Consider the following 24,240-nt stretch of genomic DNA (forward strand, 5'->3'; position numbering starts at 1 on the left):
CGACAGACCCTAGATCGTGCACAGGAACCGACGCTCCGTCCCCTCCAGCACCAGGGCGGTCAGGCGGTTGGTGGCATAGGCGCCGGTGTCGATGCCGATGCGGTTGGGCAGAAGTTCGGGCTCCGGCGCGATGGTATGGCCGTGGACCACCACCTTGCCATGGTCGACTCGCGATGCCAGGAAGGCATCGCGGATCCACAGCCGGTCCTGGTCCTCCTGCTGGTCGAGCGGCACGCCGGGTCGGACGCCGGCATGGACGAAATGATAGTCGCCGATGGTCAGATGGTTGCGCAAGGCGCCCAGAAAGGCGCGGTGATGGGCCGGCAGCAGGCTGTTCAGCATCATCTGCGCCTGCTGGAGATGTTCGACCGGCGAATCCGGGTCGGGGGCGGGGATGCCGTAGCTTTCCAGCGTCGCGTCGCCGCCGTAGGTCAGCCAGCCGGGGGCGACGCGCAGGTCCGACAGGAAGCCCAGCATCGTGTCCTCGTGGTTGCCGCGCAGGAACACGGCGCCGAAGGCCGGCGGCAGCCCGCAGGCCAGCCGTTCGATCACCAGCCGCGAGTCCGGGCCGCGGTCGACGTAGTCGCCAAGGAAGACCAGATATTTCAGCAGGTTCGGTGCCTGATCAGCGTCGCGTGCGATCTGGCCCAACATCTGGTCGAGCAGGTCGAGCCGGCCATGGATGTCGCCGACCGCATAGACCCGCATGCCGCGCGGCACCGATGCCGGCCCCATCCGCCCGGCCGAGGGAGTGCCCGAAATGGCCTCCGTCCACAGTTTCCGTGCCAAGCTCAACACGAGGTGATTCTCGACGTCGTCACGTTCCGCCCTGTCACCTGTGTCCGGGCCGGCGCCTCTTCAAGGGGCTTCGCCTGTTGCACCGCATTTGCGTCGCCTTCGACCCGATGGTGATGCCGTCGGACATTGCGGTCAATCCATTGCGCATTGAACGACTTCGACGATTCCACTTTGACACCGAGGGGGTGCCGGGTGAAATCTTCGGTCGACAAGATCCGTTTTGCGACCAGCCAAAAGGCCCCCGCAGCATCATGACCAACGACCATAAGAACCGTTCCGCCGGAGGATCCGCCCTGTCCCGCCGCCTGCTGGGTCAGGCCGCCATCGCCGGTGGCGTGCTGGCCGGATTCGGCCGTGCGCCGGTCTTCGCCCAGGACACCACGCTGAAGGTCGGCGTGCTGCTGCCGCGCTCCGGCCTGCTGGCCCAGGCGGGCCAGGCCTGCCAGCGCGGCGCCGACATCGCCCCGGCGGTGCTGTCCGAACTCGGCTACAAGGTCGAGGTGATGTCGGCCGACACCGAATCGAACGCCGACGTCGCCCGCTCGCGCACGGAAAAGCTGATCAACGACGGCGCCCATGTCATCGTCGGCGCTTTCGACAGCGGCCAGACAGCCGCCGCCGCCCAGGTCTGCGAGCAGCGCGGCGTGCCGCTGGTGATGAACATCGCCGCTGCCGACAAGCTGACCGAGCAGGGCTACAAGACCGTCTTCCGCAACTTCCCGACCTCGACCATGCTGGTGTCGAACGGGATGTCGCTGATGAAGGACCTGTTCGCCGCCACCGGCACCACGCCGAAGACCGCCGTCTTCCTGCATGCCAACGACACCTTCGGCATGGCGAACAAGGCCGCCATCGACGCGCTGTTCCCCAAGCTGAACATGCCCTTCCAGATCCTGGAATCGATCTCCTACGACCCGAAGGCGCAGGACCTTGCGGTGGAGGTGGCGAAGGCCAAGGGCACCGGCGCCGAACTCGCCATCGTCACCACCCGCGCCAACGACGCCATCATGATGGTGCGCGAAATGGTGAAGCAGCGCTGGGAGCCGAAGGGCATCGTCTCCCCGGGTTCGCCGGGCCTGTATGACGAGCAGTTCTACAAGGTGCTGGGCAAGTACGCCGACTATGCCATCACCAACCTGCCCTGGTACGACCCCAAGGCGGCGATGACCAAGCGGGTCGAGGCGGCCTTCAGGAAGCAGTTCCCGAACGACCGGTTCGAGGGCTACGCCTTCAACGTCGCCTTCACCTTCGAGGCGATCCTGATCGCCGCCGACGCCTTCAAGCGGGCGGGCACCGCGGAATCTTCGGCGATGCTGGCGGCGCTGCGTCAGACCAACCTGTCGGACAAGCTGATGGTCGGCCCGGCGATCACCTTCGACGACAAGGGCCAGAACACCAACCTGATCTCCGCCTGCATCCAGAACCACAAGCTGCGCCCGACCGTGGTGCTGCCGAAGGGGTCCGCCGAAGCCGACCCGGTCTTCCCGATGCCGGGCTGGGGCAAGCGGGCCTAAACTGCCTTACCGTGACTATCCCCTCTCCCCCCAGGGGAGAGGGGATCTTGATATGGGGAAAGTGGAGCGGGAGCCCCCCTCAACTCCCCGGTGCTCTGGGCGCGCTCCAGTTGCGCATCACGCTGACCACGCGCAGCACGAACACCGCGAGCGCGCCGACCACCGCGACCGGTACCGGCGGCAGTTCCATCCACTGGCCGGCGACCATCACCGCCGCCCCCAGCAGCGAGGCCATGGCATAGATCTCCTCGCGCAGCACCCGCGGCACCTCCGCCACCAGCAGGTCGCGCATCGCCCCGCCGCCGCAGGCGGTCATCACCCCCAGCAGGGCGGCCGGAAGCGGGCTCAGCCCATAGGCCAGCGCCTTGCCGCAGCCGGCGACGGTGAACAGCCCGAGCCCGGCGGCGTCCAGCACCATCACCGGCTTGCCCAGCCGGTTGATCGGCTTGTGGAACAGGAAGGCGGTCAGACCGGCAGCCAGGGCGACGAAAAGATAGCTGTCGTCGCGCAGGCTGGCGGGGGGCAGCGAACCGATCAGCAGGTCACGCATCACGCCGCCGGCCAGCGCCGCCGCCAGCGACAGCACCATCACCCCGAACAGGTCAAGCCGCTTGCGCACCGCCAGCGTGCCGCCGCTGAGGCCGAAGACGAACACGCCGATGAAATCCATCACCGTCAGCAGGATGGACAGGTCGGTCGGCATCGGAATGGGAAGTGGCGGCATGGGGCGAACTCGGCGGAGAATGTCTGCTCAATGATTGAGCATAGGCGCCCCCGCGCCGCCAAGCGAAACCTCAGCTACACCGTGTCGGGTGCCGACAGCCGGATGCCCATCCGCCGCGCTTCCAGCAGGAAGGCGCGGGTCATCTGCAACAGGTCGGTACGCCAGTAGAGCTGGGTCAGCGGCTCGTCCAGGAAATCCTCCGGCAGCATGGCGTAGCAGTAGGTCTCCACCACCCGGATGTCCTGCTTCCAGGGATCGACGCCGTCGCGCCAACCGATGGTCCAGCCGGCATGGCCGGCGCCGATGGCCCAGCGCTCGAAATGCGGGGCGATGGTGTTGCTGTCGATCGGATCCGTCACCGGCACCTGATAGATGGCGACGAAGCGCCGGACATTCAGCTGAAGCCGCATCAGCAGCGAATCGCCGAAGGCGCCGATGCGGTACAGGCAGTCGGGCGAGCCGGGGGCATGGCTGAAGGCCACCTCGGCCCGCCGAAGCCCGCTCAGCGGCGTGGCGGACGGCGCATCGGCCAGCGGCGGCGTCTCATACTCCACGGCGCGCAGATCCTCGACCACGTCATGGGTCAGCATGTGGGAAACGCGGCTCTGCGCCTCGGCGATGGTCAGGCGGGTCAAGGGGCGGTCCCTTCGGGCAAGTTGCGCAATGGTCAGGACACGAACGTCTTCTTCGCCCATTTGTTCAGGAAGAGACGACTCTGCGTCGATCGGCCCCTTGACCTTCCAATTGCTGGAAGCCCCATATCCTTTCATGCCGAGCGGAATCGAAGGAGAACCGGCATGACCACGACCCAGCACAGCAGCAGCCCCACGGCGATCGCCGCTCTCGACATCGGCGTGTCTGGCATGACCTGCGCCTCCTGCGTCCGCCGGGTAGAGAAGGCGCTGGGCCGGGTGCCGGGCGTCACCGCCGTCTCGGTCAATCTGGCGACGGAGCGGGCGCGGCTGAGCTTCGCCGGTCCGCCCGATGCCAGGGCCGCGGCGCAAGCGGTCGAGGCCGCCGGTTTCCATGCCGAACGGCGTGAATTCGACCTGTCGGTCACCGGCATGACCTGCGCCTCCTGTTCCGGCCGGGTGGAGAAGGCGCTGAACCGCCTGCCGGGCGTCGAGACAGCGACCGTCAATCTGGCGACCGAGCGCGCCCATGTCGTCGCCTTCGCCGGCAGCCTGGACACCGCCGATCTGGTCGCGGCGGTGGAGAAGGTCGGCTACGGCGCCGCCCCCGTCGCGCAAGGCGGCGAGCAGCGGGAGGAGGAGGCGCGGGCCGACCGCAGCCGGCGCGGTCTGCACCATGTGCTGATCGCCGCGGCGCTGTCGCTGCCGCTGCTGGCGGGCATGATCGGCGACCTGTTCGGGGCGGACTGGATGCTGCCGGGCTGGGTGCAGCTGATCCTCGCCAGCGTCGTGCAGGTCTGGCTGGGCGCGCGTTTCTACCGTGCCGGCTGGAACGCGCTGCGGGCAGGGGCCGGCAACATGGATCTGCTGGTGGCGCTCGGCACCTCGGCGGCCTGGGGACTCAGCCTGTACCTGATGCTGACCGCGCATCCGGGCCACCAGCCGCATCTCTATTTTGAAGCCTCGTCGGTGCTGATCACCTTCGTGCTGTTCGGCAAATGGCTGGAGGCGCGGGCCAAGGGACAGACCGCGGCGGCGATCCGCGCGCTGATGGATCTGCGCCCGGCCACCGCCCGGCTGCGCCGCGACGGCGTCGAGACCGAGGTGCCGGTGGAGCGCGTCCGCGTCGGCGATCTCGTGGTGATCCGCCCCGGCGAGCGGGTGCCGGTCGACGGCCGGGTGATCGAGGGTGGCGGTGGCGTCGACGAATCGATGCTGACCGGCGAGAGCCTGCCGGTCGACAAGGAGCCGGGCGCCCGCGTCACCGGCGGCTCGATCAACGGCGACGGCCTGCTGGTGGTGGAGACCACGGCGGTCGGCACGGAGACCATGCTGGCGCAGATCGTCCGCATGGTGGAGGGCGCCCAGGCGTCGAAGGCGCCGATCCAGCGTCTGGTCGACCGGGTCAGCGCGGTCTTCGTCCCGGCGGTGCTGGCGGTGGCGGCGCTGACACTCGCCGGCTGGTGGGTCGTCGGCGGTGACCTGGAGGCGGCCATCGTCACCGCCGTCTCCGTGCTGGTCATCGCCTGTCCCTGCGCGCTGGGTCTGGCGACGCCGACCGCCATCATGGTCGGCACCGGCGTCGCAGCCCGTCACGGCATTCTCATCAAGGACGCCGAGGCGCTGGAACGCGCCCACGCCCTGACCGCCGTCGCCTTCGACAAGACCGGCACGCTGACGGAAGGCAAGCCGCGCGTCACCGACCTGATCCCCGCCGACGGCACCGATGGCGAAACCCTGCTGCGCCTCGCCGCCGCCCTCCAGGCCGGCAGCGAGCATCCGCTCGCCCTTGCCCTGCGCGACCGCGCCGCCGGCGCCGGCATGGCGGCGGACCCGGTGAGCGATTTCCGCGCGCTGGCCGGCCGCGGCGTTGCCGGCACGGTGGCGGGGCGCCGCCTGCAACTCGGCAACGCCCGCGCGGTGGCGGAGGCCGGCTTGCGGCCCGGTGTCCTCGCCGAACAGGCCGACGCGCTCGCTGCATCCGGGCGCACCCTGTCCTGGCTTATCGAGGTCGGCGAGGGGCCGCGTCCGCTCGGACTCGTCGCCTTTGGCGACATTGTGAAGGACAGCGCGATCACCGCAGTCGCTTCGCTGAAGGCCCAGGGGGTTGAGCCGGTGATGGTGACCGGCGACGGCTGGGGCGCCGCCCGCTCCGTCGCTGCGGCGCTCGGCATCGGGCGGGTGTTCGCCGAGGTGCTGCCGGGCGACAAGGCCGCCGTTGTCGCGACCTTGAAGGGGGAGGGCAAGGTGGTCGGCATGGTCGGTGACGGCATCAACGACGCGCCCGCTCTTGCCGCCGCCGATGTCGGCATCGCCATGGCGACCGGCACCGACGTGGCGATGCACAGCGCGGGCGTCACCCTGATGCGCGGCGATCCCCGTCTGGTCGCCGGCGCCATCGACGTGTCGCGCCGGACCTATGCGAAGATCCGCCAGGGGCTGTTCTGGGCCTTCGCCTACAACGTGATCGGCATCCCGCTGGCGGCGTCGGGCAATCTCAGCCCGGTGCTGGCGGGGGCGGCGATGGCGCTGAGCTCGGTCAGCGTGGTGGTGAATGCCCTGACCCTGCGTGGCTGGACGCCACCCAAAACCGAGGACGCATGATGAAGGACGGCATGACCATCGGCGATGCCGCCAAGGCGTCGGGCGTCAACGCCAAGCTGATCCGCTATTACGAATCGATCGGCCTGATCCCGGAGGCCGGGCGGACGGCGTCGGGCTACCGCGTCTACAGCGACCGCGACGTGAATGTGCTGCGCTTCGTCAAGCGGGCGCGCACGCTGGGCTTCGGGATCGAGCGTATCCAGAAGCTGGTCGGGCTGTGGCAGGACCGTTCCCGGTGCAGCGCCGAGGTCAAGCGCATCGCGCTCCAGCATATCGACGAGCTGGAGGCGAAGATCGCCGAACTGCAGGCGATGCGCGACACGCTGCACGAGCTTGCCGACGCCTGCCATGGCGACGAGCGACCGGATTGCCCGATTTTGAAGGATTTGGCGTCGTGAGGCAAAGCACCCTCTCCCGGGACGGGAGAGGGCCTTCCCCCTTACCGCTTCGTCTTCGGGTCGTGCGTGTGGTGCAGGTCCTGTTCGCCGCCGCCGCTGGAGCTGCCGGACTGCCGGCCGTTGGTCGGCTCGCCCGGATGCGGGTGTTTCTCCGGCGCCGCTTGCGGCTTGTCGGCGTTCTGCTGGCTGCTGCCGGGGCCGCCATGGTGGCGGTCGGTCGCCTCGTTGCGCTTGCTCATGCCTCACCGATCCTGCTGATAGCCCTGGTGGGTGGTGTTCTGCCGGGTGTTGCCCTGCTGGCCCTGTTCCTTGGTGTTCGGGGCGCCGCGGTTGCTCACGCCGTCGTCTGGTGATGCGCTGGTCGCCGGCTCGCCGGGGCCCGTCTTCCCACCTCCCTTGTCGCTGCGGCCCTCGGGCGGGACGGGCGGGATGTGCTTGGTCATGGTGGCGCTCCTTTTTGTTGGCTCGCGTCTCAACCCAACAGAAGGATGGGAGAGGGGTTCCGGGAATAGAGAGACCCACCCATGCGCTCGGCTTCCGCAATGCTTTCATGCGAAATTGCTGCGACCGCAGGGTGCATGACGGCCCTTATGCTGACGGGCATGTCGAACCCCTCCGCGCCCTCCCTCTCCCCTGCCCGATCCGCCACCATCAGGCCGCCCGCCGCGGTGGACGGCCTGCCGATTCCGCAACGCTACTGGGCGATGGCGGCGATGACCGTCGCGCTTATCATGGCGGTGCTGGACGGGGTGGTCGCCAACATCGCCCTGCCGACCATTCAGCGCGAGTTCGCCGTCGATGCCGCCAGTGCGATCTGGGTGGTCAACGCCTACCAGCTGGCGGTCACCGTCTCGCTGTTTCCGATGGCCTCGCTTGGCGACATCATCGGCTACCGCAAGGTCTACTGGTTCGGGCTGGCGGTCTTCACCGCAGCCTCGCTGGCCTGCGCGCTGTCGCCGACTCTGCCGGTGCTGACCGCCGCCCGCGTGTTGCAGGGCATCGGCGGTGCCGGGATCATGAGCGTCAATCTGGCGCTGGTCCGCCACATCTATCCCTCCACCCATCTCGGCCGGGGCGTCGGCTACAACGCGATGATCGTCGCGGTGTCCTCCGCTGCGGGCCCCAGCCTTGCGGCGCTGATCCTGTCGGTGGCCTCCTGGCCCTGGCTGTTCGCCGTCAATGTGCCGCTCGGGCTGGCGGCGCTGGCGGTGGCGGCGCGGGCGATGCCGGCGTCGAACCCGGCCGGTCACCGCTTCGACTGGCTGAGCGCCGCGCTCAATGCCGGCACGCTCGGCCTGCTGATCGTCGGCTTCAAGGGGGTGGACGGCAGCCAGCCCTATTGGCTCGTTGCGGCGGAACTGGTCGGGGCGCTGGCGCTGGGCGCAACGCTGGTGCGCCGCGAATTGGCGCAGGCGGCGCCGTTGCTGCCGGTGGATCTGCTGCGCCGTCCGGTCTTCGCCCTGACGGTCGTCACCTCGGTCTGCTCCTTCGCGGCGCAGAACATCGTCTTCGTCGCCATGCCCTTCTTCTTCGAGGATGTGCTGAACCGGTCGCTGGCCGAATCGGGGCTGCTGATGACGCCCTGGCCGCTGGTGGTGGCGCTGATCGCCCCGATCTCCGGCCGGCTGGCCGACCGCTACGAGCCGACGCGGCTGGCGGCGGCGGGTCTGCTGGCCTTCGCCTCCGGCCTCGCCCTGATGGCGCTGCTGCCGCCCGACCCGTCGACGCTTGATGTCGTCTGGCGCATGGCGCTGGCCGGTTTCGGTTTCGGCCTGTTCCAGACCCCGAACAACAAGGTGCTGGTCAGCAGCGCGCCGAAGGAGCGCAGCGGCGGCGCCAGCGGCATCCAGGCGACCGGCCGGCTGCTCGGCCAGACGCTGGGCGCCGCCACGGTCGGTCTGGTCTTCACCGCCATCGGCAAGGCGGACGGCAGCGTCGTCGTGCTGTGGCTGGGCTCCGGCCTGTGCCTCGTCGCCTGCCTGACCGGCATCTTCCGCCGCCGCCCGGCCGCCTGACGGCTTATTGGTTGCCGGGCTGCCGGCTTTCCGGCCGGGTCAGCGTCGGCTCGTCGCCGTAGGCGAAGATGGGGGCCTTGTCCAGCTCGTCCTGCCCGATGTCCAGCATCGGCCCGTCAGGGCCGTTCGCCAGGGTGCCGGCCGGCACGGCCACCAGCTTTTCACCCAGCCCCAGAACCTCGTTCGGCGCCATCACGATGCGGTCGACCCGGTCACCGCTGCGGTCCATGGTGAAGTCGAGGATGCGGCCGGCCGGCTGCCCGTCGCGGGTGCGCAGCTCCGTCCCCACCATCGCCCGCGCCTGCTCGGGATTGAGCGCTGCGGAGGGCAATGCCGCCACCGGCGGCGACGAGCCCTGTCCAACGCCCATCTGCGCACCGGTCACCGGTGGGGCGGGATTCTGCACCTCAAGTGACGGCGCCTCGCCACTGACCCCCTGCGGGGAGATGATCTGCCCGGTCGCCGGCTGGTCGTCGGGCCGGGGCGCGGTCATCAGCGGCGGCGTGGCGGTGGCGCTCGGTGCGGTTTGGGCAAAGGCGGTGCCGGTCAGCAGCAGCGCCGTGGCCGGAGCGAGCAAGAGAGGGCGGAGCATGGGGGCGACCCTTCCGTTCGGATTCACGCATCGCCCTGGTTAACAGCGCAAGGTGGGCTTGGGTTGCCGACATGAATCCGTGCCCGTCTCCCGCTCCCTGGGGGGAGAGGGGACTTCCCCTACTTTCCGCGGCCGGTCTTGTCCTGAAGCGCGTCGATACGCTTGGACGCTTCCGCCTTGGTCAGGCCGTCATCGAAGGACTCGCCGGCCTCCTCGCTCAGGGTCTTCAGATACGAGGCCTGGGCGCCGGTCATAGGCTCGTCGCCGGTGGTCCAGTCGTCGGGGTTCTTGTCGCGGTTCGACGTGTCTTCGCCGGTCTTCGGATTCCCGTGGCCGGCATGGTCGTGCTGGTCGGCGGTGTGCTTGGTCGTCATGATCCGTGCCTCCTTGAAAGGAACGCATCATGAACAGAGGCGACAATGGGAAGTTCCCGCCCTCACCGCAAAATACTCAGCTGCCGTTGCGCCGCAGCAGGAAAACCCCCTGCTCGCCCAGCAGGTTGGCGAAGCCGGAATGGGCGCGGCTGGTCACCCGGCCGGCGCGGTCGATGATCCGGGTCTGCTCGATGGTGATGCCCATTTCCTCCGTCAGCACGACGAAGTCGCGCAGGGTGCAGAAATGGATGTTGGGCGTTTCCCACCACTGGTAGCCCAGCTTTTCCGTCACCGGCATGCGGCCGGTCAGCATCAGCTGCATGCGGACGCGCCAATAGCCGAAATTCGGAACCGAGACGATGGCGCGCCGTCCGATGCGGCACAGCATCTCCAGCACGTCGCGCGGCTGCTTCATCGCCTGCAGCGTCTGGCCGAGGATGACATAGTCGAAGGCTTCCGCCGGATAGTCCTTCAGGTCGGTCTCGGCATCGCCCTGGATTACCGACAGGCCGTGGGCGACGCACTGGCGCACGCCGTCCATGCTCAGTTCGATGCCGCGCCCGTCGACATTCTTGGTGTGGGACAGATAATCCAGTAGGGCGCCGTCGCCACAGCCGACGTCCAGCACGCGGCTGTTCGGCTCCACCATCTCGGCGATCAGCTTCAGGTCGTCGCGAATGTCCACCATCTTCGGTTGTCCAGCTCCAATCCCACTCAGCGCGCGCGGCGGCGGACGGACAGGCCGCGATGCTCGGCGCAACCCTCCAGGAAGCCGTGGATGACCTGATGGAACTCCGGCTCGTCCAGCAGGAAGGCGTCGTGGCCCTTGTCGGTCTCGATCTCCACGAAGCTGACATTGGCGGCGACGGCGTTCAGCGCATGCACGATGGCCCGCGATTCCGAGGTCGGGAACAGCCAGTCGCTGGAGAAGCTGGCAAGGCAGAAGCGCACCGGCGTGGTCTTCCCCCCCGGCCGGAAGGCGTTGGCCAGCGATCCCCCGGCATCGGCGGCGAGGTCGAAGTAATCCATCGCGCGGGTGATGTAGAGGTAGGAGTTGGCGTCGAACCGCTCGACGAAGGCCGCCCCCTGATAACGCAGGTAGCTTTCCACCTGGAAATCGGCGTCGAAGCCGTAGGTGACCGACTTGCGGTCCTGCAGATTGCGGCCGAACTTGCGGTGCAGCGCCGCTTCCGACAGGTAGGTGATGTGCGCGGCCATGCGGGCGACGGCCAGACCGGCTTCCGGCTTGGTGCCTTCCAGCAGGTAATTGCCGCCGCGCCATTCCGGGTCGGCCATGATCGCCTGACGGCCGACCTCGTGGAAGGCGATGTTCTGGGCCGAATGGCGGGCGGCGGTGGCGATGGGCACCGCGGCGAACACCGACTCCGGATAGGCGACCGCCCATTGCAGCACCTGCATGCCGCCCATCGAGCCACCGATGACGCAGAACAGCTTCTCGATGCCGAGATGCTCGACCAGCAGCTTCTGCGCCCGCACCATGTCGCCGATGGTCACGACGGGGAAGGACAGGCCATAGGGCTGGCCGGTGGCCGGATCGACGTCCTTCGGCCCGGTGCTGCCCAGGCAGCCGCCCAGCACGTTGGAACAGATGACGAAATAGCGGTCGGTGTCCACCGGCTTGCCAGGGCCGACCAGCATCTCCCACCAGCCGGGCTTGCCGGTGACCGGGTGCTTCTCCACCACGAAATGGTCGCCGGTCAGGGCGTGGCAGATGAAGATCGCGTTGGACTTGTCGGCGTTCAGCGTGCCGTAGGTCTGGTAGGCGATCTGGAAGCCGCCGATCTCCACCCCGCTGTCCAGCCGCATCGGCCGGTCGACCGCCAGACGCACGCGCTTGCCCGGCATGACCTGTTCAGTGGAGGCTGGGGCATTGGGGGCGGAGCTGTCGAGGGCCGCGGACATCTCGTTTCGTGCCTTGTCGGAAGCCTTACGGCGCCTTGATGGAGACCGTCAGGGAGCTGTGGCGGAACGGGAGCGTATAGCTACGAAGCCGGCCTTCGGAGTGTCAATGTTTTCTTTGATTTCAGGGCGCATGCGGACTACTACTAACCGGCTCTGCATTCGATGGTTTTTTGACCCATGGCCTCCGCACGGACCCCGCTCGACGATTTGCGCCGCGAAATCGACCAGATCGACGACGCGATCCATGACCTGTTGATGCGCCGCGCCGCCGTGGTGGAACGCATCGGAGCGGCCAAGGGCAATGGCGCGGCGGAAGTCGGCGCCCAGCCCGTCTTCCTGCGCCCGGCGCGCGAGGCGACCATCCTGCGCCGCCTGATGGCCCGCCATGCCGGCACCTTCCCCGCCCAGGTCGTCGTCCGCATCTGGCGGGAGATGATCACCGCCTTCACCCGCATGCAGGGGCCCTTCGCCGTCGCCGTCTATGCGCCGGAGGACCGCCGCGGATTCTGGGACGTGGCGCGCGACCATTTCGGCGGGTTCGTGCCGATGACCGCCGTCAACACCCCCGCCGCCGCCCTGCGTGCGGTGTCGGAGGGAACCGCGACAGTCGCCGTGGTGCCCTATCCGGCCGAGGACGATTCGGACCCCTGGTGGCGTTTCCTGGTGTCGGCCGACGCCGGCCGGCCGCAGGTGGTGGCGCGGCTGCCCTTCGGCGGGCGCGGCAATGCCCGCGGCGAGAACCGCGACGCGCTCGCCATCGCCGCCGTCCCGCACGAGCCGACCGGCGACGACCGCACCCTGCTGAGCATCGAGATCGGCGGCGACCTCAGCCGCGGCCGTCTGAAGGATGCGCTGGAGGCCTGCGGCCTGCCGCCGGTCGGCTTCTGCACCTGGCATCCGGCCGGCCACGCCACCGGGATGAGCGGCGGCGGCCCGTCGGTCCATCTGGTCGAGATCGCCGATTTCGTCGGCCAGGGCGACCCCCGCCTGGCCCGGCTGACCGAACGCACCGGGGACATCCCGGTGCGGGTCAATGTCGTCGGCGGCTATGCCGTGCCGCTCGCTCTGGGCTGATGTGCACGAATGAGGCGAGCCGCCGGGGCGGCTCCTGCCTTATCCTGCCGGCCCTCCGTGAAACGATGGAACAGTGCCGTCGGAACTGTTCCTCCCGATCCATGAACCGCCCATCCACCATCGTCGGAAGGTAAGCAGACCATGACCCAGCCGAACGGCCCACAGCCGCGTCCGGGGATTCTCGACATCGCCGCCTATGTCGGCGGCGAGCATCAGGGTCATATCCGTCTCGCCTCAAACGAAGGGGCATTGGGGCCGAGCCCGAAGGCGATGGAGGCCTATGCGGCGGCGGCCGGAACCCTGCATCGCTATCCGGATGGCGGTTCGGCCGCGCTGCGCGGCGCCATCGCCAAGCGCTTCAACCTGGATGCCGACCGCATCGTCTGCGGTGCCGGGTCGGACGAGATCATCAGCCTGCTGATCCGCTCCTATGCCGGACCGGGCGACGAGGTGCTGTATTCGCAATACGGCTTCCTGATGTACCCGATCGGCGCCAAGTCGGTCGGCGCCACCCCGGTGACGGCGCCGGAGGACGGGCTGACCGCCAGCGTCGACAATCTGCTGGCCCGCGTCACCCCGCGCACCCGTCTGGTCTTCCTCGCCAACCCGAACAACCCGACCGGCACCTATCTGCCGGCCTCGGAGGTGGCGCGGCTGCATGCCGGCCTGCCGCCGGACGTCATCCTGGTCATCGACGCGGCCTATGCCGAATACATGAACAAGGATGACTACACCGCCGGCGAGGAGTTGGTGGAGCGGTTCCCCAACGTGGTGATGACCCGCACCTTCTCGAAGATCTTCGCGCTGGGCTCCCTGCGCATCGGCTGGTGCTATGGGCCGGCGGGGATCGTCGACGTGCTGAACCGGGTGCGCGGCCCCTTCAACGTGTCGAATGCCGCCCATGTCGCCGGCGTCGCCGCGGTGGAGGATGCCGAGTTCCTCGACCGCTCCCGCCGCCACAACGAGCATTGGCGCGAATGGTTCTCCGCCACCGTGCGGGAGCTGGGCCTGACGGTGCATCCCAGCGTGACCAACTTCGTGCTGGTCGATTTCAAGGGCCAGCCCGCCGGCAAGGACGATGCCGAGGCCGCCCGCCAGTTCCTGAAGGCCCGCGGCATCCTGGTCCGCCAGATGCCGTCCTACGGCCTGCCGAGCTGCCTGCGCGTCACCATCGGCACCGAGCAGGAGATGCGCGCGGTCGCCGAGGCGTTGCGGGATTTCCTGAAGGCTTGAGTGTTCCGGCTTGGGAGAATCTCCCTCTCCCCCCCGGGGAGAGGGGCGGGGTGAGGGGGATGCGCTGCGTGGCCATCCCGAGAATCCTTGCTGTGCGCCCCCCTCACCCTAACCCTCTCCCCGGGGGGGGAGAGGGGACTCTCGTTCACGTGCCTCACCCCCGCTTCAGCAGGAAATCGACGGTCTCCGGTCGCCCCGGCAAATCGAGCTTCGCCTGCACCGGCTCGCAGCGGCTGACGATCCGTCCCCGGCGCAGCACGAACAGGCGGGCGGCGCGGGTGCGGATCGCCTCCACCGGGCTGCCGGCCTGGAGCACCACGAGGTCGGCGTTGCAGCCCGGCTCCAGCCCATAGCCGTCCAGATGCAGCAGCCTGGCCGGGTTGACCGTCACCGCGTCGAAGGCGGCCTTCATGCCGTCCTGTCCGGTCATCTGGCCGACATGCAACCCCATATGCGCCACCTCCAGCATGTCACCGGAGCCCAGCGGATACCAGGGGTCCATCACACAGTCATGGCCGAAGGCGACGGTCAGTCCGGCGGCCATCAGCTCCGGTACGCGGGTCATGCCCCGGCGCTTGGGATAAGTGTCGTGGCGGCCTTGGAGGACGATGTTGATCAGCGGGTTGGCGATCACCCCCAGCCGCGCCTCCGCCATCAGCGGGATCAGCTTGGAGACATAGTAATTGTCCATCGAGTGCATGGAGGTCAGGTGCGACCCCGTCACCCGGCCCTGCATCCCCAGCCGCTGCGTCTCGTAGGCCAGTGTCTCGACATGGCGGGACAGCGGGTCGTCGCTCTCGTCGCAATGCATGTCGACCAGCAGCCCGCGCTCCGCCGCGATCTCGCAGAGCAGCCGGACCGAGGCCGCGCCGTCGGCCATTGTGCGTTCGAAATGCGGGATGCCGCCGACGACATCGACGCCCATGTCCAGCGCCCGCACCAGCAACTCCTTGGCGCCGGCCGAGCGGAGAACGCCGTCCTGCGGGAAGGCGACCAGTTGCAGGTCGAGATAGGGGGCGACGCGCTTCTTGACGTCGAGCAGCGCCTCGGTCGCCAGCAGGCGCGGATCGCAGATGTCGACATGGCTGCGGATCGCCAGCAAGCCGCGCCCGACCGCCCAGTCGCAGTAGGCGAGCGCCCGCTCGACGATGGCGTCCTGGGTCAGCTGCGGCTTCAGCTCGCCCCACAGCGCGATGCCTTCCAGCAGGGTGCCGCTCCGGTTCACCCGCGGCAGGCCGTAGCTGAGCGTGCTGTCCATATGGAAATGGGCATCGACGAAGGGGGGGCTGACCAGCCGGCCGGTGGCGTCGATCTCGGTGCCCGCCTCGCCGGCCAGAGTGGCTTCGACCGCGGCGATGCGCCCGTCCTTGATGCCGATGTCGATACCGGTGCGGCCATCCGGCAGGGTGGCGCGGCGCAGGATCAGGTCGAACATCAGCGTTCTCCTTTGCGGTACGGAATCATCAGGGCGCGCGGGTAGGAGGCCCGGCGGGCCACCAGAACCAGCGCCAGGATGCTCAACAGATAGGGCATCATCAGGAACAGCTGGTAGGGCAGGACGCCGCCGCTGGCCTGCTGCAGCCGCAGCTGCAGCGCGTCGAACACCGCGAACAGCAGGGCGCCCAGCATCGCCTTGCCCGGCCGCCAGGAGGCGAAGACCACCAGCGCGATGCAGATCCAGCCGCGCCCGTTGACCATGTTGAAGAAGAAGGCGTTGAAGGCCGACAGCGTCAGGAAGGCGCCGGCCAGCGCCATCAGCGCGCTGCCCGCCACCACGGCACCGATGCGGATGGCGGTGACGTTCAGCCCCTGCGCCTCGGCGGCGGCCGGATTCTCGCCGACCATCCGCACGGCCAGCCCGACCGGCGTGCGGTAGAGGACATAGGCGACCACCGCGACCAGCAGGAACGCAAGGTAGGTCAGCGGCGTCTGGGCCAGGGCGCCGGGCAGGGCCAGCGGCTGGAACGGCTCGACGGTCGGCGGGGTGCTGGCCTGCGGCAGGACGAGACGGTAGACGAAATAGGACAGGCTGGTGCCCAGCAGGGTCACGCCGATGCCGGTCACATGCTGCGACAGACCGAGCGGCACGGTCAGCGCCGCATGCAGCAGGCCGAGCAGCGCACCGCAGCATGCCGCGACCAGCACGCCGGTCCACAGGTCGGCCCCCTGGTAGACCGCCATCCAGCCGGCCATGGCGCCCAGCGTCATGATGCCTTCGATGCCGAGATTGAGAACTCCGGCCCGCTCGCACACCAGCTCGCCCAGCGTGCCCAGCACATAGGGGGTGGCGATGCGCAGCACCGCGGTCCAGAAGGCGGCCGACAGCAGGATGTCGAGGAGGATCGACAGGAAATCCATAACCCCTTACCCCCGCCGCAGCCGGTAGCGCGCCAGCAGCCCGGCGACCAGCATGCACAAGAGGCTGGCGGCGACCAGGACATCGGCGATGTAGTTGGGAACCGGCATGGCCCGGCTCATGGCGTCGGCGCCGACGAAGATGCCGGCGATGAACAGCGCGGCCCCCACCACCCCGATCGGGTGCAGCTGCGCCAGCATGGCGACGACGATGCCGCTGTAGCCGAAGCCCGGCGACAGGTCGAGCGTCAGGTAGCCTTTCAGCCCGCAGACTTCCGCCGCCCCGGCCAGCCCGGCAAGACCGCCCGACAGCAGGGCGGTGCGCAGCATGACCCGCGTCACCGGCATGCCGGCGAAGGCGGCGGCGCGCGGGTTGGCGCCGACCGCGCGGTTCTCGTAGCCCCAGATGGTCCGGGTGTCGACCAGCCACAGCAGCAGCGACAGGCCGAGCGCGATGGCGAGCCCGGCATGCAGCCGGGTGCGGGCCACCAGCTTGGGCAGCTCCGCCGCCTCGACCACCGGCGCCGATTGCGGCCAGCCCATGCCCATCGGGTCCTTCAAGGCGCCTTCCAGCAGCAGCGACACCAGCAGCAGGACGACGAAGTTCAGCAGCAGGGTGGTCACCACCTCGTCGACGCCGAAGCGGACCTTCAGCACGGCGGGGCCGAGCAGGGTGACGCCGCCCGCCGCCATGCCGGCGATCATCACAACCGGGATCAGCGCCCAGGCCGGCAGGTCGAGCATGCCGCCGCCGACCACCACGGCGGCCAGCGCGCCCATGTAGAGCTGGCCCTCCGCCCCGATGTTCCACAGCTTGGCGCGGAAGGCGACGGCGGCGGCAAGGCCGGTCAGGATCAGCGGGGTGGCGCGGGTCAGCGTTTCGGTCAGGGCGAAGCGGGAACCGACGGCGCCTTCGAACAGCAGTCCATAGGCGCGCAGCACCGGCGCGCCGGTCCAGGCGACCAGCAGGGCGCAGAGAGCAAGCGCCGCGACCACGGCGCCCACGGGCGCCAGCAGCCGCAGGGCGAGCGGGGTATCGGTGCGCGGTTCAAGCCGCATGAACGGTCTCCGGCAGAATGTCGCGCAAAACGTCCCAATGCCCGGCCATCAGCAGGCCGAGCTGGCTGACCAACACCCGGTCATGCGGCAGCAGCGGGGTGAGGCGCCCGTGATAGGCGACGGTGACGCAGTCGGCCAGCGCCAGGATCTCGTCCAGATCCTCGGAGATCAGCAGCACGCCGGCCCCGGCGGCGCGGGCATCGAGCAGACGGCTGTGGACGTAGGACACCGCGCCGATGTCGAGCCCGCGCGTCGGCTGGCTCGCCAGGATCAGGTCCGGCCCATGGGCCAGCGTGCGGCCCAGGATCAGCTTCTGCATGTTGCCACCCGACAGCAGCTGTGTCCGGGCATCGGGGCCGGGGCAGCGGACGTCGAACTCCTCGATCACCTTGCGGGCGTAGGTGCGTGCTGCCCCGCGCCGCAGCACGCCCAAGCGCGAGAAGGCGGAGTCGTGATAGCGCTCGGCGATCAGGTTTTCCCACACCGCCATGGCACCGACCAGACCGGCGCTGTGCCGGTCCTCCGGGATGCGGGCGACGCCGCGCCGCACCATGTCGGCGGGATCGCCATGCTCGACCGCGCTGCCCTTCAAGGACAGCCGGCCGGAGTCGGGGCGGATCAGGCCGCTGACCAGTTCGGCCAGCGCTGTCTGGCCGTTGCCGGACACGCCGGCGATGCCGACCACCTGATGGCGGCGCACCGTCAGATCGACCCCGTCCAGCAGCGGACGGCCATGGCCGGAGGCCACCGTGACGCCCGCCAACTCCAGCACCGGCTCGCCGGGGCTGAGCGGGGCTGGGGCCGGCGGCTTGACGCTGCGGCCGACCATCAACTCGGCCAGCTTGGCGCGGTCGGTCGAGGCGGTCGCGTGGGTGGCGACCAGCTTGCCGGCGCGCAGGACGGCGACGGTGTCGCTGGCGGCGAAAACCTCGTTCATCTTGTGGCTGATGAAGACGACGGCCAGCCCGTCGGCGGTCAGCCGGCGCAGCGTCTCGAACAGTCCTGCCGATTCCTGCGGCGTCAGCACCGCGGTCGGCTCGTCCAGGATCAGGATGCGGGCGTCGCGGTAGAGCGCCTTGAGGATCTCCGCCCGCTGGCGCTCGCCGACCGACAGCTCGCCGACCAGCGCGTCCGGCCGCACCTCCAGCCCGAAGCGCTGGGAGAGGTCGAGCAGCCGGCGGCGGGCCGCACTCCGGTCGGAGCGCCAGCGCCACAGCGATTCGGTGCCGACGGCGATGTTGTCCAGCACCGACAGATTGTCCGCTAGGGTGAAATGCTGGTGGACCATGCCGATGCCGGCCTTCAGCGCCGCGCGGGGAGAACCCGGCGGCAGTGGGCGGCCGAATGCCTCGATGGTCCCCTCGTCGGCGACGTAATGGCCGAAGAGGATGTTCATCAGGGTGGTCTTGCCGGCGCCGTTCTCGCCCAACAAAGCCAACACCTCGCCAGCGCGAAGCGTCAGCGAGATGCCGTCGTTGGCGAGCAGCGGGCCGAACCGTTTGGAAATGCCGGCGAGCCGGAGGACGACCTCCGGCCCGCCTTTCACGGGTGATGACATTGCGGATACGCCGGGCGTCACATCGTCGACTTCGGCTCGGCGTCGTTGACCTTCACGGTGAACTTGCCGTCGCGGATCTGCTGCTCGCGCTCCGTCACCTTCGCCTTGATGGCATCGGGAACCTTCGACTCGAAGGTGCCGAGCGGCGCCAGGCTGGAGCCCTTGTGCGCCATCATGCTATAGGGGCCGTAATCCTCGGCCTTGTAGCTGCCGGCCTTTACCGCGGCGATGGCGCGCTCCACCGACGGCTCCATGTGCCAGAGGGCGCTGGCGACGACGGTGTCGGGATATTGCGGCTGGGTGTCGATGACGTTGCCGATGGCGAGCACCTTGCGCTCCTTGGCGGCGTCGGACACGCCGAAGCGCTCGGCGTACATCACGTCTGCGCCGCGGTCGATCATGGCAAAGGCGGCTTCCTTGGCCTTCGGCGGATCGAACCAGGAGCCGATGAAGCTGACGGAGAACTTGACCTGCGGGTTGACCTCCTTGGCGCCTTCCATGAAGGCGTTCATCAGGCGGTTGACCTCGGGGATCGGATAGCCGCCGACCATGCCGATCATGTTCGACTTGGTCATGCCGCCGGCGACCATGCCGGACAGGTAGGCCGGCTCCTGGATGTAATTGTCGAAGACCGAGAAGTTCGGCTCCTGCGGCTTGAAGCTGGAGCCCATGACGAAGGCGGTCTTCGGATAATCCTTGGCGACGGCGCGGGCGGCGCGCTCCACCCCGAACACCTCGCCGAAGACCAGCTGCTGCCCGGCCTCGGCATACTGGCGCATCACGCGCTCATAGTCGGTGTTGGCGACCGACTCGGCCCAGACATACTCGATGTCGCCGCGGTCGGCGGCGGCCTTCAGCGCGACATGGATGCGGCTGACCCACTGCTGCTCGATCGGCACGGTGTAGATGCCGGCGACCTTCAGCTTGCCCTGCGCGAAGGCCGGCAGCGAGCCGCCAGCCACCGCCGCGAAGGCCACCGCCCCAAAGGCCGCGGTGGCGATGCCGCACAGCATCGCACGGCGCGTCATTCCCAGAGCGGTCTTCGCCCGATCCCCCATCCCCCGAACCGACATCGTGAGCCCCCTTTGTCGCTGAGTGTCATTGGCTGCATCTGTTGGCAGCAGTGCGGCTGAGCCGCATGGAACATGAATACCCGGGAATGCTCCCGCGATCCATGGCCCCCACCGGGGCCGCACATGCAAATGCAACGGAAATGCCATCGACCGGAACCGCCGCCCGCCTTGCGGACGCGGTAATCCGGCCGGTCAGAATGCTGGCATGTGACCGAAAAAAGGGCAACTCGTCTTGACGACTTGGTCAGGATCGCGGCGTGCCGTCCTCCTGACGGTCTCCGCATTTCCGGGCATCGCCGCGGCAGCGGTCGGAGCAGTATTTCACCTCGTCCCACACTCGCTCCCATTTTTTCCGCCAGGTGAAAGGGCGGTTGCAGACGGGGCAGGTCTTGGTCGGCAGGTCGGCCTTCCTGACGCCCCTCACGCCGGGCCGCCTCCCAGCACCGCGGCGGGGCGGCGCAGCACAGGGTCGAAGGGGTTCAACTGGCGGCTGATCGCCGCGGACTCGCGTTTCAGGATGTCGACCACCACCGGCAGCCGTTCCTCGTTCAGCCGTTCGCTGATCGTGCCGACGCTGAGCGCCGCCACCGCATGGCCGTCGCGGTCCAGAACCGGCACCGCGACACCCGACATGCCGGGCAGCAGGCCGGTGGAACGACTGGCATAGCCGAGATCGCGCACCCGGGCGATCTCCGTGCGCAGATAGACCTCGTCGATGATGCCGACCCCCTGCATGCGCGGCAGGTTGAAGCGGATGACCTCCTCCCGCTCCTCCGCATGCAGGAAGGCCATGATGGCGAGGCTGCCCTGACCGACGCCGAGCGTCACCCGGCCGCCGATGTCGCCGGTGAAGGAGCGGATGGGGAAGGGGCCCTCGCTGCGGTCCAGGCACACCGCGTCGAAGCCGCTGCGCACCAGCAGGAAAATGGTGTCGCGCAGGGTCGCCGACAGGCGCAGCAGGATCGGCCGGCAGATGTCGCGCAGGTTGTTGGGATTGCCGGCCTGGGCGGCCAGCCCGAACAGGTCGATGCCCAGCCGGTATCGCTTGGTCGCCTTGTCCGCCTCCGCCATCCCTTCCTCCACCAGGATCTTCAGCAGGCGGTGGACGGTCGGTGGGGTGAGGTCGAGCGCGCGGGCGATGTCGGTCAGCCTTGCGCCGGTTTCGTTGGACGAGGCCAGCAGGCGCAGGATCGCCAGCCCGCGCTGGAGGCTGGACTTGCCGCCCGCCTCGCCGCCCGCTTCATCCCCACCCGAACCGTCATTGGCGCCCTTATTGGCGCCCTTGTTGGCCATGCTGCGGATGTCGGCACTCATATTCAGGTCCGTTCTGAAAATTGGTGATGTTCGCTGCCCCATCTATTCCGCATATCGGAAGCTTTTGCAAAATCTTTTCTTCCTATGGAAAAAGCGGATTGACGCCAACGGTCAGGAAACGGAACCATCGGGATAACAGGTGGGGCCCGGAGACCGGTGCCAAGTGTCGCAAGAGGGAGAATTCCCCCGTGTCGTTCCTCGAATTGAAAAACATCACCAAGCGTTACGGTCCGCTGACCGCGGTCGGCGACGTTTCGCTGTCGGTGGAAAAGGGCGAGTTCGTCTCCCTGCTCGGCCCGTCCGGCTGCGGCAAGACCACGACTTTGCAGATGATCGCCGGTTTCGTCGAACCGTCGGCCGGCACCATCCGGCTGGATGGCCGCGACATCACGCGGGCCAAGGCGAACAGCCGCGGGCTGGGCATCGTGTTCCAGAGCTATGCGCTGTTCCCGCACATGACCGTGTTCGACAATGTCAGCTTCGGCCTGGAGATGCAGCGCGTGCCCAAGGGCGAGCGCAAGCCGCGGGTGGAAGAGGCGTTGTCGCTGGTCCACCTCTCCCCCTATGCCAAACGCTATCCGCGCGAATTGTCGGGCGGCCAGCGGCAGCGCGTGGCGCTTGCCCGCGCCCTGGTGATCTGCCCGCCGGTCCTGCTGCTGGACGAACCGCTGTCGAACCTGGACGCCAAGCTGCGCGAGGCGATGCAGTTCGAGTTGCGCGAGATTCAGCGCAAGGTCGGCACCACCACCGTGATGGTCACCCACGATCAGGCGGAAGCCTTCTCAATCAGCGACCGCGTCGTGGTGATGGAGGCCGGGCGCATCACCCAGATCGACCAGCCCTATCGCATCTACGAGCATCCGGAGACGGAGTTCATTTCCCGCTTCGTTGGTAAGACCAACCTGCTGCCGGGCAAGGTCGCCAGCGCGACCGGCGCTGGCGCCACGGTGTCGCTGGCCGGCATCGCCGTGCCGGTGGAAACCGCCGGCCTGTCGGTGGGCGATACGGTGACCCTGTGCATCCGGCCGGAGAAGCTGCACCTGACAGCACCGTCGAACGGGCTGCTGACCGGCCGCGTCGCCGACCGCTTCTTCCTGGGCAGCCAGTGGCTCTATCACATCGACGGGCCGCTCGGCACGCTGATGGTGGTGACGCCGAACGACGGCTCCACCCCGGCCGAGCAGGGCGCCCCGGTCGGGCTGGAGTGGTCCCCGTCGGTGGTGCGCGTCCATCGCGGCGCCATGGCGGAGGCGCCGGATGTCGCCCTTGAGGTGACGGGATGAGCGCCACCCTGCCCAACACCGCCCCGGCATCGCCGGGCGACGAGACGCCGGTCCGCCGGTTCCCGACCGCTCCGCTGTTCCTGTCGGGACCGGCAGCCCTGCTGTTCGCGGCACTGGTGCTGACGCCGCTGTTCCTGACGGCGCTGCTGTCCTTCAATCAGTTCGACTATGCGACCGGGCGCACCGGCGGCTTCACGCTGGAGCATTACCTGTCGGTGGTGACCGACGAGTATTACCTGGAAATCTTCCTGCGCACCTTCCGCATCTCGGCGCTGGCGACCGCCATCTGCGTGGTGATCGGGGTGCCGGAGGCCTACATTCTCAGCCGGATGAGCAACCCCTGGCGGTCGATCTTCCTGCTGGTGATCCTGGCGCCGCTGCTGGTGTCCGTCGTCGTCCGCGCCTTCGGCTGGAGCATGCTGCTGGGGCCGGAAGGGCCGGTGAACGGGGCGCTGATCGCGCTTGGCATCGGCCGGATGAAGCTGCTCTACAGCGAGGGCACGGTGGTGGTGGCGCTGGTCCACGTCATGCTGCCCTTCATGGTCATCCCGGTCTGGACCTCCTTGCAGAAGCTCGATCCGGCGGTGGAGCAGGCGGCGCTGTCCTTCGGCGCCTCGCGCGCCACGGCCATCGTCCGGGTGGTGGCGCCGCAGATCCTGCCCGGCATCCTGTCGGGAAGCCTGATCGTCTTCGGCCTCAGCGCCAGCGCCTTCGCCATCCCAGGATTGCTCGGCGGGCGGCGGCTGAAGATGGTCGCCACCGTGGTCTACGACCAGTATCTCAGCGACCTCAACTGGCCGATGGGGGCGGCGGTCGCCGTCATCCTGCTGGCCGCCAACCTGATCATCATGCTGACCTACCACCGCATGGTGGAAGGCCACTACCGCCGCCGGCTGGGGTGAGGACGCCATGACCCGCAACGGACCCGTTGCCCTGATCTTCCACACACTGGTCGTCATCTTCATGCTGGCGCCGCTGGTGATCGTCTGCCTCGTCGCCTTCACGCCGGAAAACACCCTGTCGCTGCCGACCAGGGGCTTTTCGCTGCGCTGGTTCCAGGCGGTGTTCCACCACCCGGACTTCGTCCAGTCCTTCTGGAACAGCCTGTGGCTCGCCGTGCTGTCGGCGACGCTGGCGGTGGCGCTGGCGGTGCCCGCCTCGCTGGCCATCACCCGCTGGGAGTTTCCCGGCCGCGGCTTCCTCAACGCGCTGTTCCTGTCGCCGCTGATCATCCCGCATCTGGTGCTGGGTGTCGCCATGCTGCGGCTGTTCGCCGTCGTCGGCGCCGCGGGCAGCTTCGGCTGGCTGGTGGCGGCGCACATGGTGATCGTCACCCCCTATGTGATGCGCCTGCTGATCGCCGCCATCTCCGGCTTCGATCGCAGCGTGGAGCAGGCCGCCTATTCGCTGGGCGCCAGCGAGGCCACCGTGTTCCGCCGCGTCACCCTGCCGATGATTCTGCCCGGCGTCACCGGCGGCTGGCTGATCGCCTTCATCAACAGCTTCGACGAACTGACCATGTCCATCTTCATCACCTCGCCGTCCACGGTGACGCTGCCGGTGCGGATGTACATGTACGCCACCGAATCCATCGACCCGATGATGGCGGCGGTGTCGGCGCTCATCATCGGCATCACCGCGGTCGCAGTTCTGCTGCTCGACCGCGTCTATGGGTTGGACCGCATCCTGGTCGGTCAGCACTGAGCATCCGCTCCGG

General features: G+C 68.6%; 25 protein-coding genes. 9 read left to right on the top strand and 16 right to left on the bottom strand.

What is annotated here, in order from left to right; all coding sequences use genetic code 11:
• Window positions 1-9: 9 nt before the first annotated feature.
• On the bottom strand, window positions 10-798 hold the full coding sequence (locus E6C72_RS16810; RefSeq protein WP_109086863.1) for a metallophosphoesterase family protein: 789 nt from the start codon (window positions 796-798) through the stop codon (window positions 10-12).
• 251 nt (window positions 799-1,049) lie between these two features.
• Between E6C72_RS16810 and E6C72_RS16815 the strand changes: the two genes are divergently transcribed.
• A complete protein-coding gene (locus E6C72_RS16815) occupies window positions 1,050-2,312 on the top strand; it encodes an ABC transporter substrate-binding protein (protein WP_109086864.1) in 1,263 nt (420 codons plus the stop codon).
• 79 nt (window positions 2,313-2,391) lie between these two features.
• On the opposite strand, the gene E6C72_RS16820 is transcribed toward E6C72_RS16815, so the two are convergent.
• Window positions 2,392-3,036 carry a trimeric intracellular cation channel family protein gene (locus E6C72_RS16820; RefSeq protein WP_109086865.1) on the bottom strand — a complete coding sequence of 215 codons (645 nt, stop codon included), beginning with the start codon at window positions 3,034-3,036 and terminating at the stop codon, window positions 2,392-2,394.
• A 74-nt stretch (window positions 3,037-3,110) separates the two neighbouring features.
• Window positions 3,111-3,671, bottom strand: a complete 561-nt coding sequence (locus E6C72_RS16825) for a hypothetical protein (RefSeq protein ID WP_109086866.1) — start codon at window positions 3,669-3,671, stop codon at window positions 3,111-3,113.
• Window positions 3,672-3,833: 162 nt separating this feature from the next.
• Between E6C72_RS16825 and E6C72_RS16830 the strand changes: the two genes are divergently transcribed.
• Window positions 3,834-6,272: a heavy metal translocating P-type ATPase gene (locus E6C72_RS16830; RefSeq protein WP_109086867.1), complete on the top strand. Its 2,439-nt coding sequence runs from the start codon at window positions 3,834-3,836 to the stop codon at window positions 6,270-6,272.
• Window positions 6,273-6,283: 11 nt separating this feature from the next.
• On the top strand, window positions 6,284-6,670 hold the full coding sequence (gene cueR, locus E6C72_RS16835; protein WP_109086942.1) for a Cu(I)-responsive transcriptional regulator: 387 nt from the start codon (window positions 6,284-6,286) through the stop codon (window positions 6,668-6,670).
• 41 nt (window positions 6,671-6,711) lie between these two features.
• Here cueR and E6C72_RS16840 read toward each other — a convergent pair whose 3' ends face one another.
• Both E6C72_RS16840 and E6C72_RS16845 read right to left on the bottom strand, forming a co-directional pair.
• Window positions 6,712-6,909 carry a hypothetical protein gene (locus E6C72_RS16840; protein WP_109086868.1) on the bottom strand — a complete coding sequence of 66 codons (198 nt, stop codon included), beginning with the start codon at window positions 6,907-6,909 and terminating at the stop codon, window positions 6,712-6,714.
• A 3-nt stretch (window positions 6,910-6,912) separates the two neighbouring features.
• Window positions 6,913-7,113: a hypothetical protein gene (locus E6C72_RS16845; RefSeq protein ID WP_109086869.1), complete on the bottom strand. Its 201-nt coding sequence runs from the start codon at window positions 7,111-7,113 to the stop codon at window positions 6,913-6,915.
• Between the two features lie 135 nt (window positions 7,114-7,248).
• Here E6C72_RS16845 and E6C72_RS16850 point away from each other — a divergent pair, with 135 nt between their 5' ends.
• Window positions 7,249-8,685 (top strand): MFS transporter, encoded by a 1,437-nt coding sequence (locus tag E6C72_RS16850; protein WP_247875828.1) that lies wholly within the window; start codon window positions 7,249-7,251, stop codon window positions 8,683-8,685.
• 4 nt (window positions 8,686-8,689) lie between these two features.
• Here the strand turns inward: E6C72_RS16850 and E6C72_RS16855 are convergent, their stop codons facing one another.
• From E6C72_RS16855 to E6C72_RS16870, 4 genes are all read right to left on the bottom strand, one after another.
• Entirely contained in the window at window positions 8,690-9,277 is a 588-nt protein-coding gene (locus E6C72_RS16855; protein WP_109086871.1) for a PRC-barrel domain-containing protein, read from the bottom strand.
• Between the two features lie 119 nt (window positions 9,278-9,396).
• Window positions 9,397-9,651: a DUF3072 domain-containing protein gene (locus E6C72_RS16860; RefSeq protein WP_109086872.1), complete on the bottom strand. Its 255-nt coding sequence runs from the start codon at window positions 9,649-9,651 to the stop codon at window positions 9,397-9,399.
• Between the two features lie 76 nt (window positions 9,652-9,727).
• Entirely contained in the window at window positions 9,728-10,339 is a 612-nt protein-coding gene (gene metW, locus E6C72_RS16865) for a methionine biosynthesis protein MetW (RefSeq protein WP_109086873.1), read from the bottom strand.
• A 26-nt stretch (window positions 10,340-10,365) separates the two neighbouring features.
• The gene (locus E6C72_RS16870; protein WP_109086874.1) at window positions 10,366-11,574 is read right to left on the bottom strand and encodes a homoserine O-acetyltransferase; all 1,209 of its coding nucleotides are present in this window, start codon (window positions 11,572-11,574) and stop codon (window positions 10,366-10,368) included.
• Between the two features lie 177 nt (window positions 11,575-11,751).
• Between E6C72_RS16870 and pheA the strand changes: the two genes are divergently transcribed.
• Both pheA and hisC read left to right on the top strand, forming a co-directional pair.
• On the top strand, window positions 11,752-12,648 hold the full coding sequence (gene pheA, locus E6C72_RS16875; protein ID WP_109086875.1) for a chorismate mutase: 897 nt from the start codon (window positions 11,752-11,754) through the stop codon (window positions 12,646-12,648).
• Between the two features lie 141 nt (window positions 12,649-12,789).
• Window positions 12,790-13,881 (top strand): histidinol-phosphate transaminase, encoded by a 1,092-nt coding sequence (hisC, locus tag E6C72_RS16880; protein ID WP_109086876.1) that lies wholly within the window; start codon window positions 12,790-12,792, stop codon window positions 13,879-13,881.
• A 154-nt stretch (window positions 13,882-14,035) separates the two neighbouring features.
• On the opposite strand, the gene E6C72_RS16890 is transcribed toward hisC, so the two are convergent.
• The 7 genes from E6C72_RS16890 to E6C72_RS16920 all read right to left on the bottom strand — a co-directional run bounded on the left by E6C72_RS16890 (window position 14,036) and on the right by E6C72_RS16920 (window position 21,240).
• Window positions 14,036-15,316 carry an amidohydrolase family protein gene (locus E6C72_RS16890; RefSeq protein WP_109086878.1) on the bottom strand — a complete coding sequence of 427 codons (1,281 nt, stop codon included), beginning with the start codon at window positions 15,314-15,316 and terminating at the stop codon, window positions 14,036-14,038.
• Window positions 15,316-16,239, bottom strand: coding sequence for an ABC transporter permease (locus tag E6C72_RS16895; protein ID WP_109086879.1), 924 nt, complete (start codon window positions 16,237-16,239; stop codon window positions 15,316-15,318). Before E6C72_RS16895 ends, E6C72_RS16890 begins: the two co-directional genes overlap by 1 nt.
• A gap of 6 nt (window positions 16,240-16,245) precedes the next feature.
• A complete protein-coding gene (locus tag E6C72_RS16900) occupies window positions 16,246-17,295 on the bottom strand; it encodes an ABC transporter permease (protein ID WP_109086880.1) in 1,050 nt (349 codons plus the stop codon).
• Window positions 17,285-18,853, bottom strand: a complete 1,569-nt coding sequence (locus E6C72_RS16905) for an ABC transporter ATP-binding protein (RefSeq protein WP_109086881.1) — start codon at window positions 18,851-18,853, stop codon at window positions 17,285-17,287. Before E6C72_RS16905 ends, E6C72_RS16900 begins: the two co-directional genes overlap by 11 nt.
• A gap of 17 nt (window positions 18,854-18,870) precedes the next feature.
• Window positions 18,871-19,881 carry a BMP family protein gene (locus E6C72_RS16910; RefSeq protein WP_109086882.1) on the bottom strand — a complete coding sequence of 337 codons (1,011 nt, stop codon included), beginning with the start codon at window positions 19,879-19,881 and terminating at the stop codon, window positions 18,871-18,873.
• 289 nt (window positions 19,882-20,170) lie between these two features.
• Complete coding sequence (locus E6C72_RS16915; RefSeq protein WP_109086883.1) at window positions 20,171-20,350, bottom strand: DUF2256 domain-containing protein; 180 nt, start codon at window positions 20,348-20,350, stop codon at window positions 20,171-20,173.
• The gene (locus tag E6C72_RS16920) at window positions 20,347-21,240 is read right to left on the bottom strand and encodes an IclR family transcriptional regulator (protein WP_247875829.1); all 894 of its coding nucleotides are present in this window, start codon (window positions 21,238-21,240) and stop codon (window positions 20,347-20,349) included. Before E6C72_RS16920 ends, E6C72_RS16915 begins: the two co-directional genes overlap by 4 nt.
• A gap of 188 nt (window positions 21,241-21,428) precedes the next feature.
• On the opposite strand from E6C72_RS16920, the gene E6C72_RS16925 reads away from it, so the two are divergent.
• From E6C72_RS16925 to E6C72_RS16935, 3 genes are read left to right on the top strand one after another with little or no spacing between them, the layout of a single operon-like run.
• The gene (locus tag E6C72_RS16925) at window positions 21,429-22,523 is read left to right on the top strand and encodes an ABC transporter ATP-binding protein (RefSeq protein WP_109086884.1); all 1,095 of its coding nucleotides are present in this window, start codon (window positions 21,429-21,431) and stop codon (window positions 22,521-22,523) included.
• Window positions 22,520-23,425, top strand: a complete 906-nt coding sequence (locus E6C72_RS16930) for an ABC transporter permease (protein WP_109086885.1) — start codon at window positions 22,520-22,522, stop codon at window positions 23,423-23,425. The genes E6C72_RS16925 and E6C72_RS16930 overlap by 4 nt, the downstream gene beginning before the upstream one ends.
• Window positions 23,426-23,432: 7 nt before the next feature.
• A complete protein-coding gene (locus tag E6C72_RS16935) occupies window positions 23,433-24,227 on the top strand; it encodes an ABC transporter permease (protein WP_109086886.1) in 795 nt (264 codons plus the stop codon).
• Window positions 24,228-24,240: the final 13 nt, after the last annotated feature.

Source organism: Azospirillum sp. TSH100 (genome assembly GCF_004923295.1).
GTDB lineage: Bacteria > Pseudomonadota > Alphaproteobacteria > Azospirillales > Azospirillaceae > Azospirillum.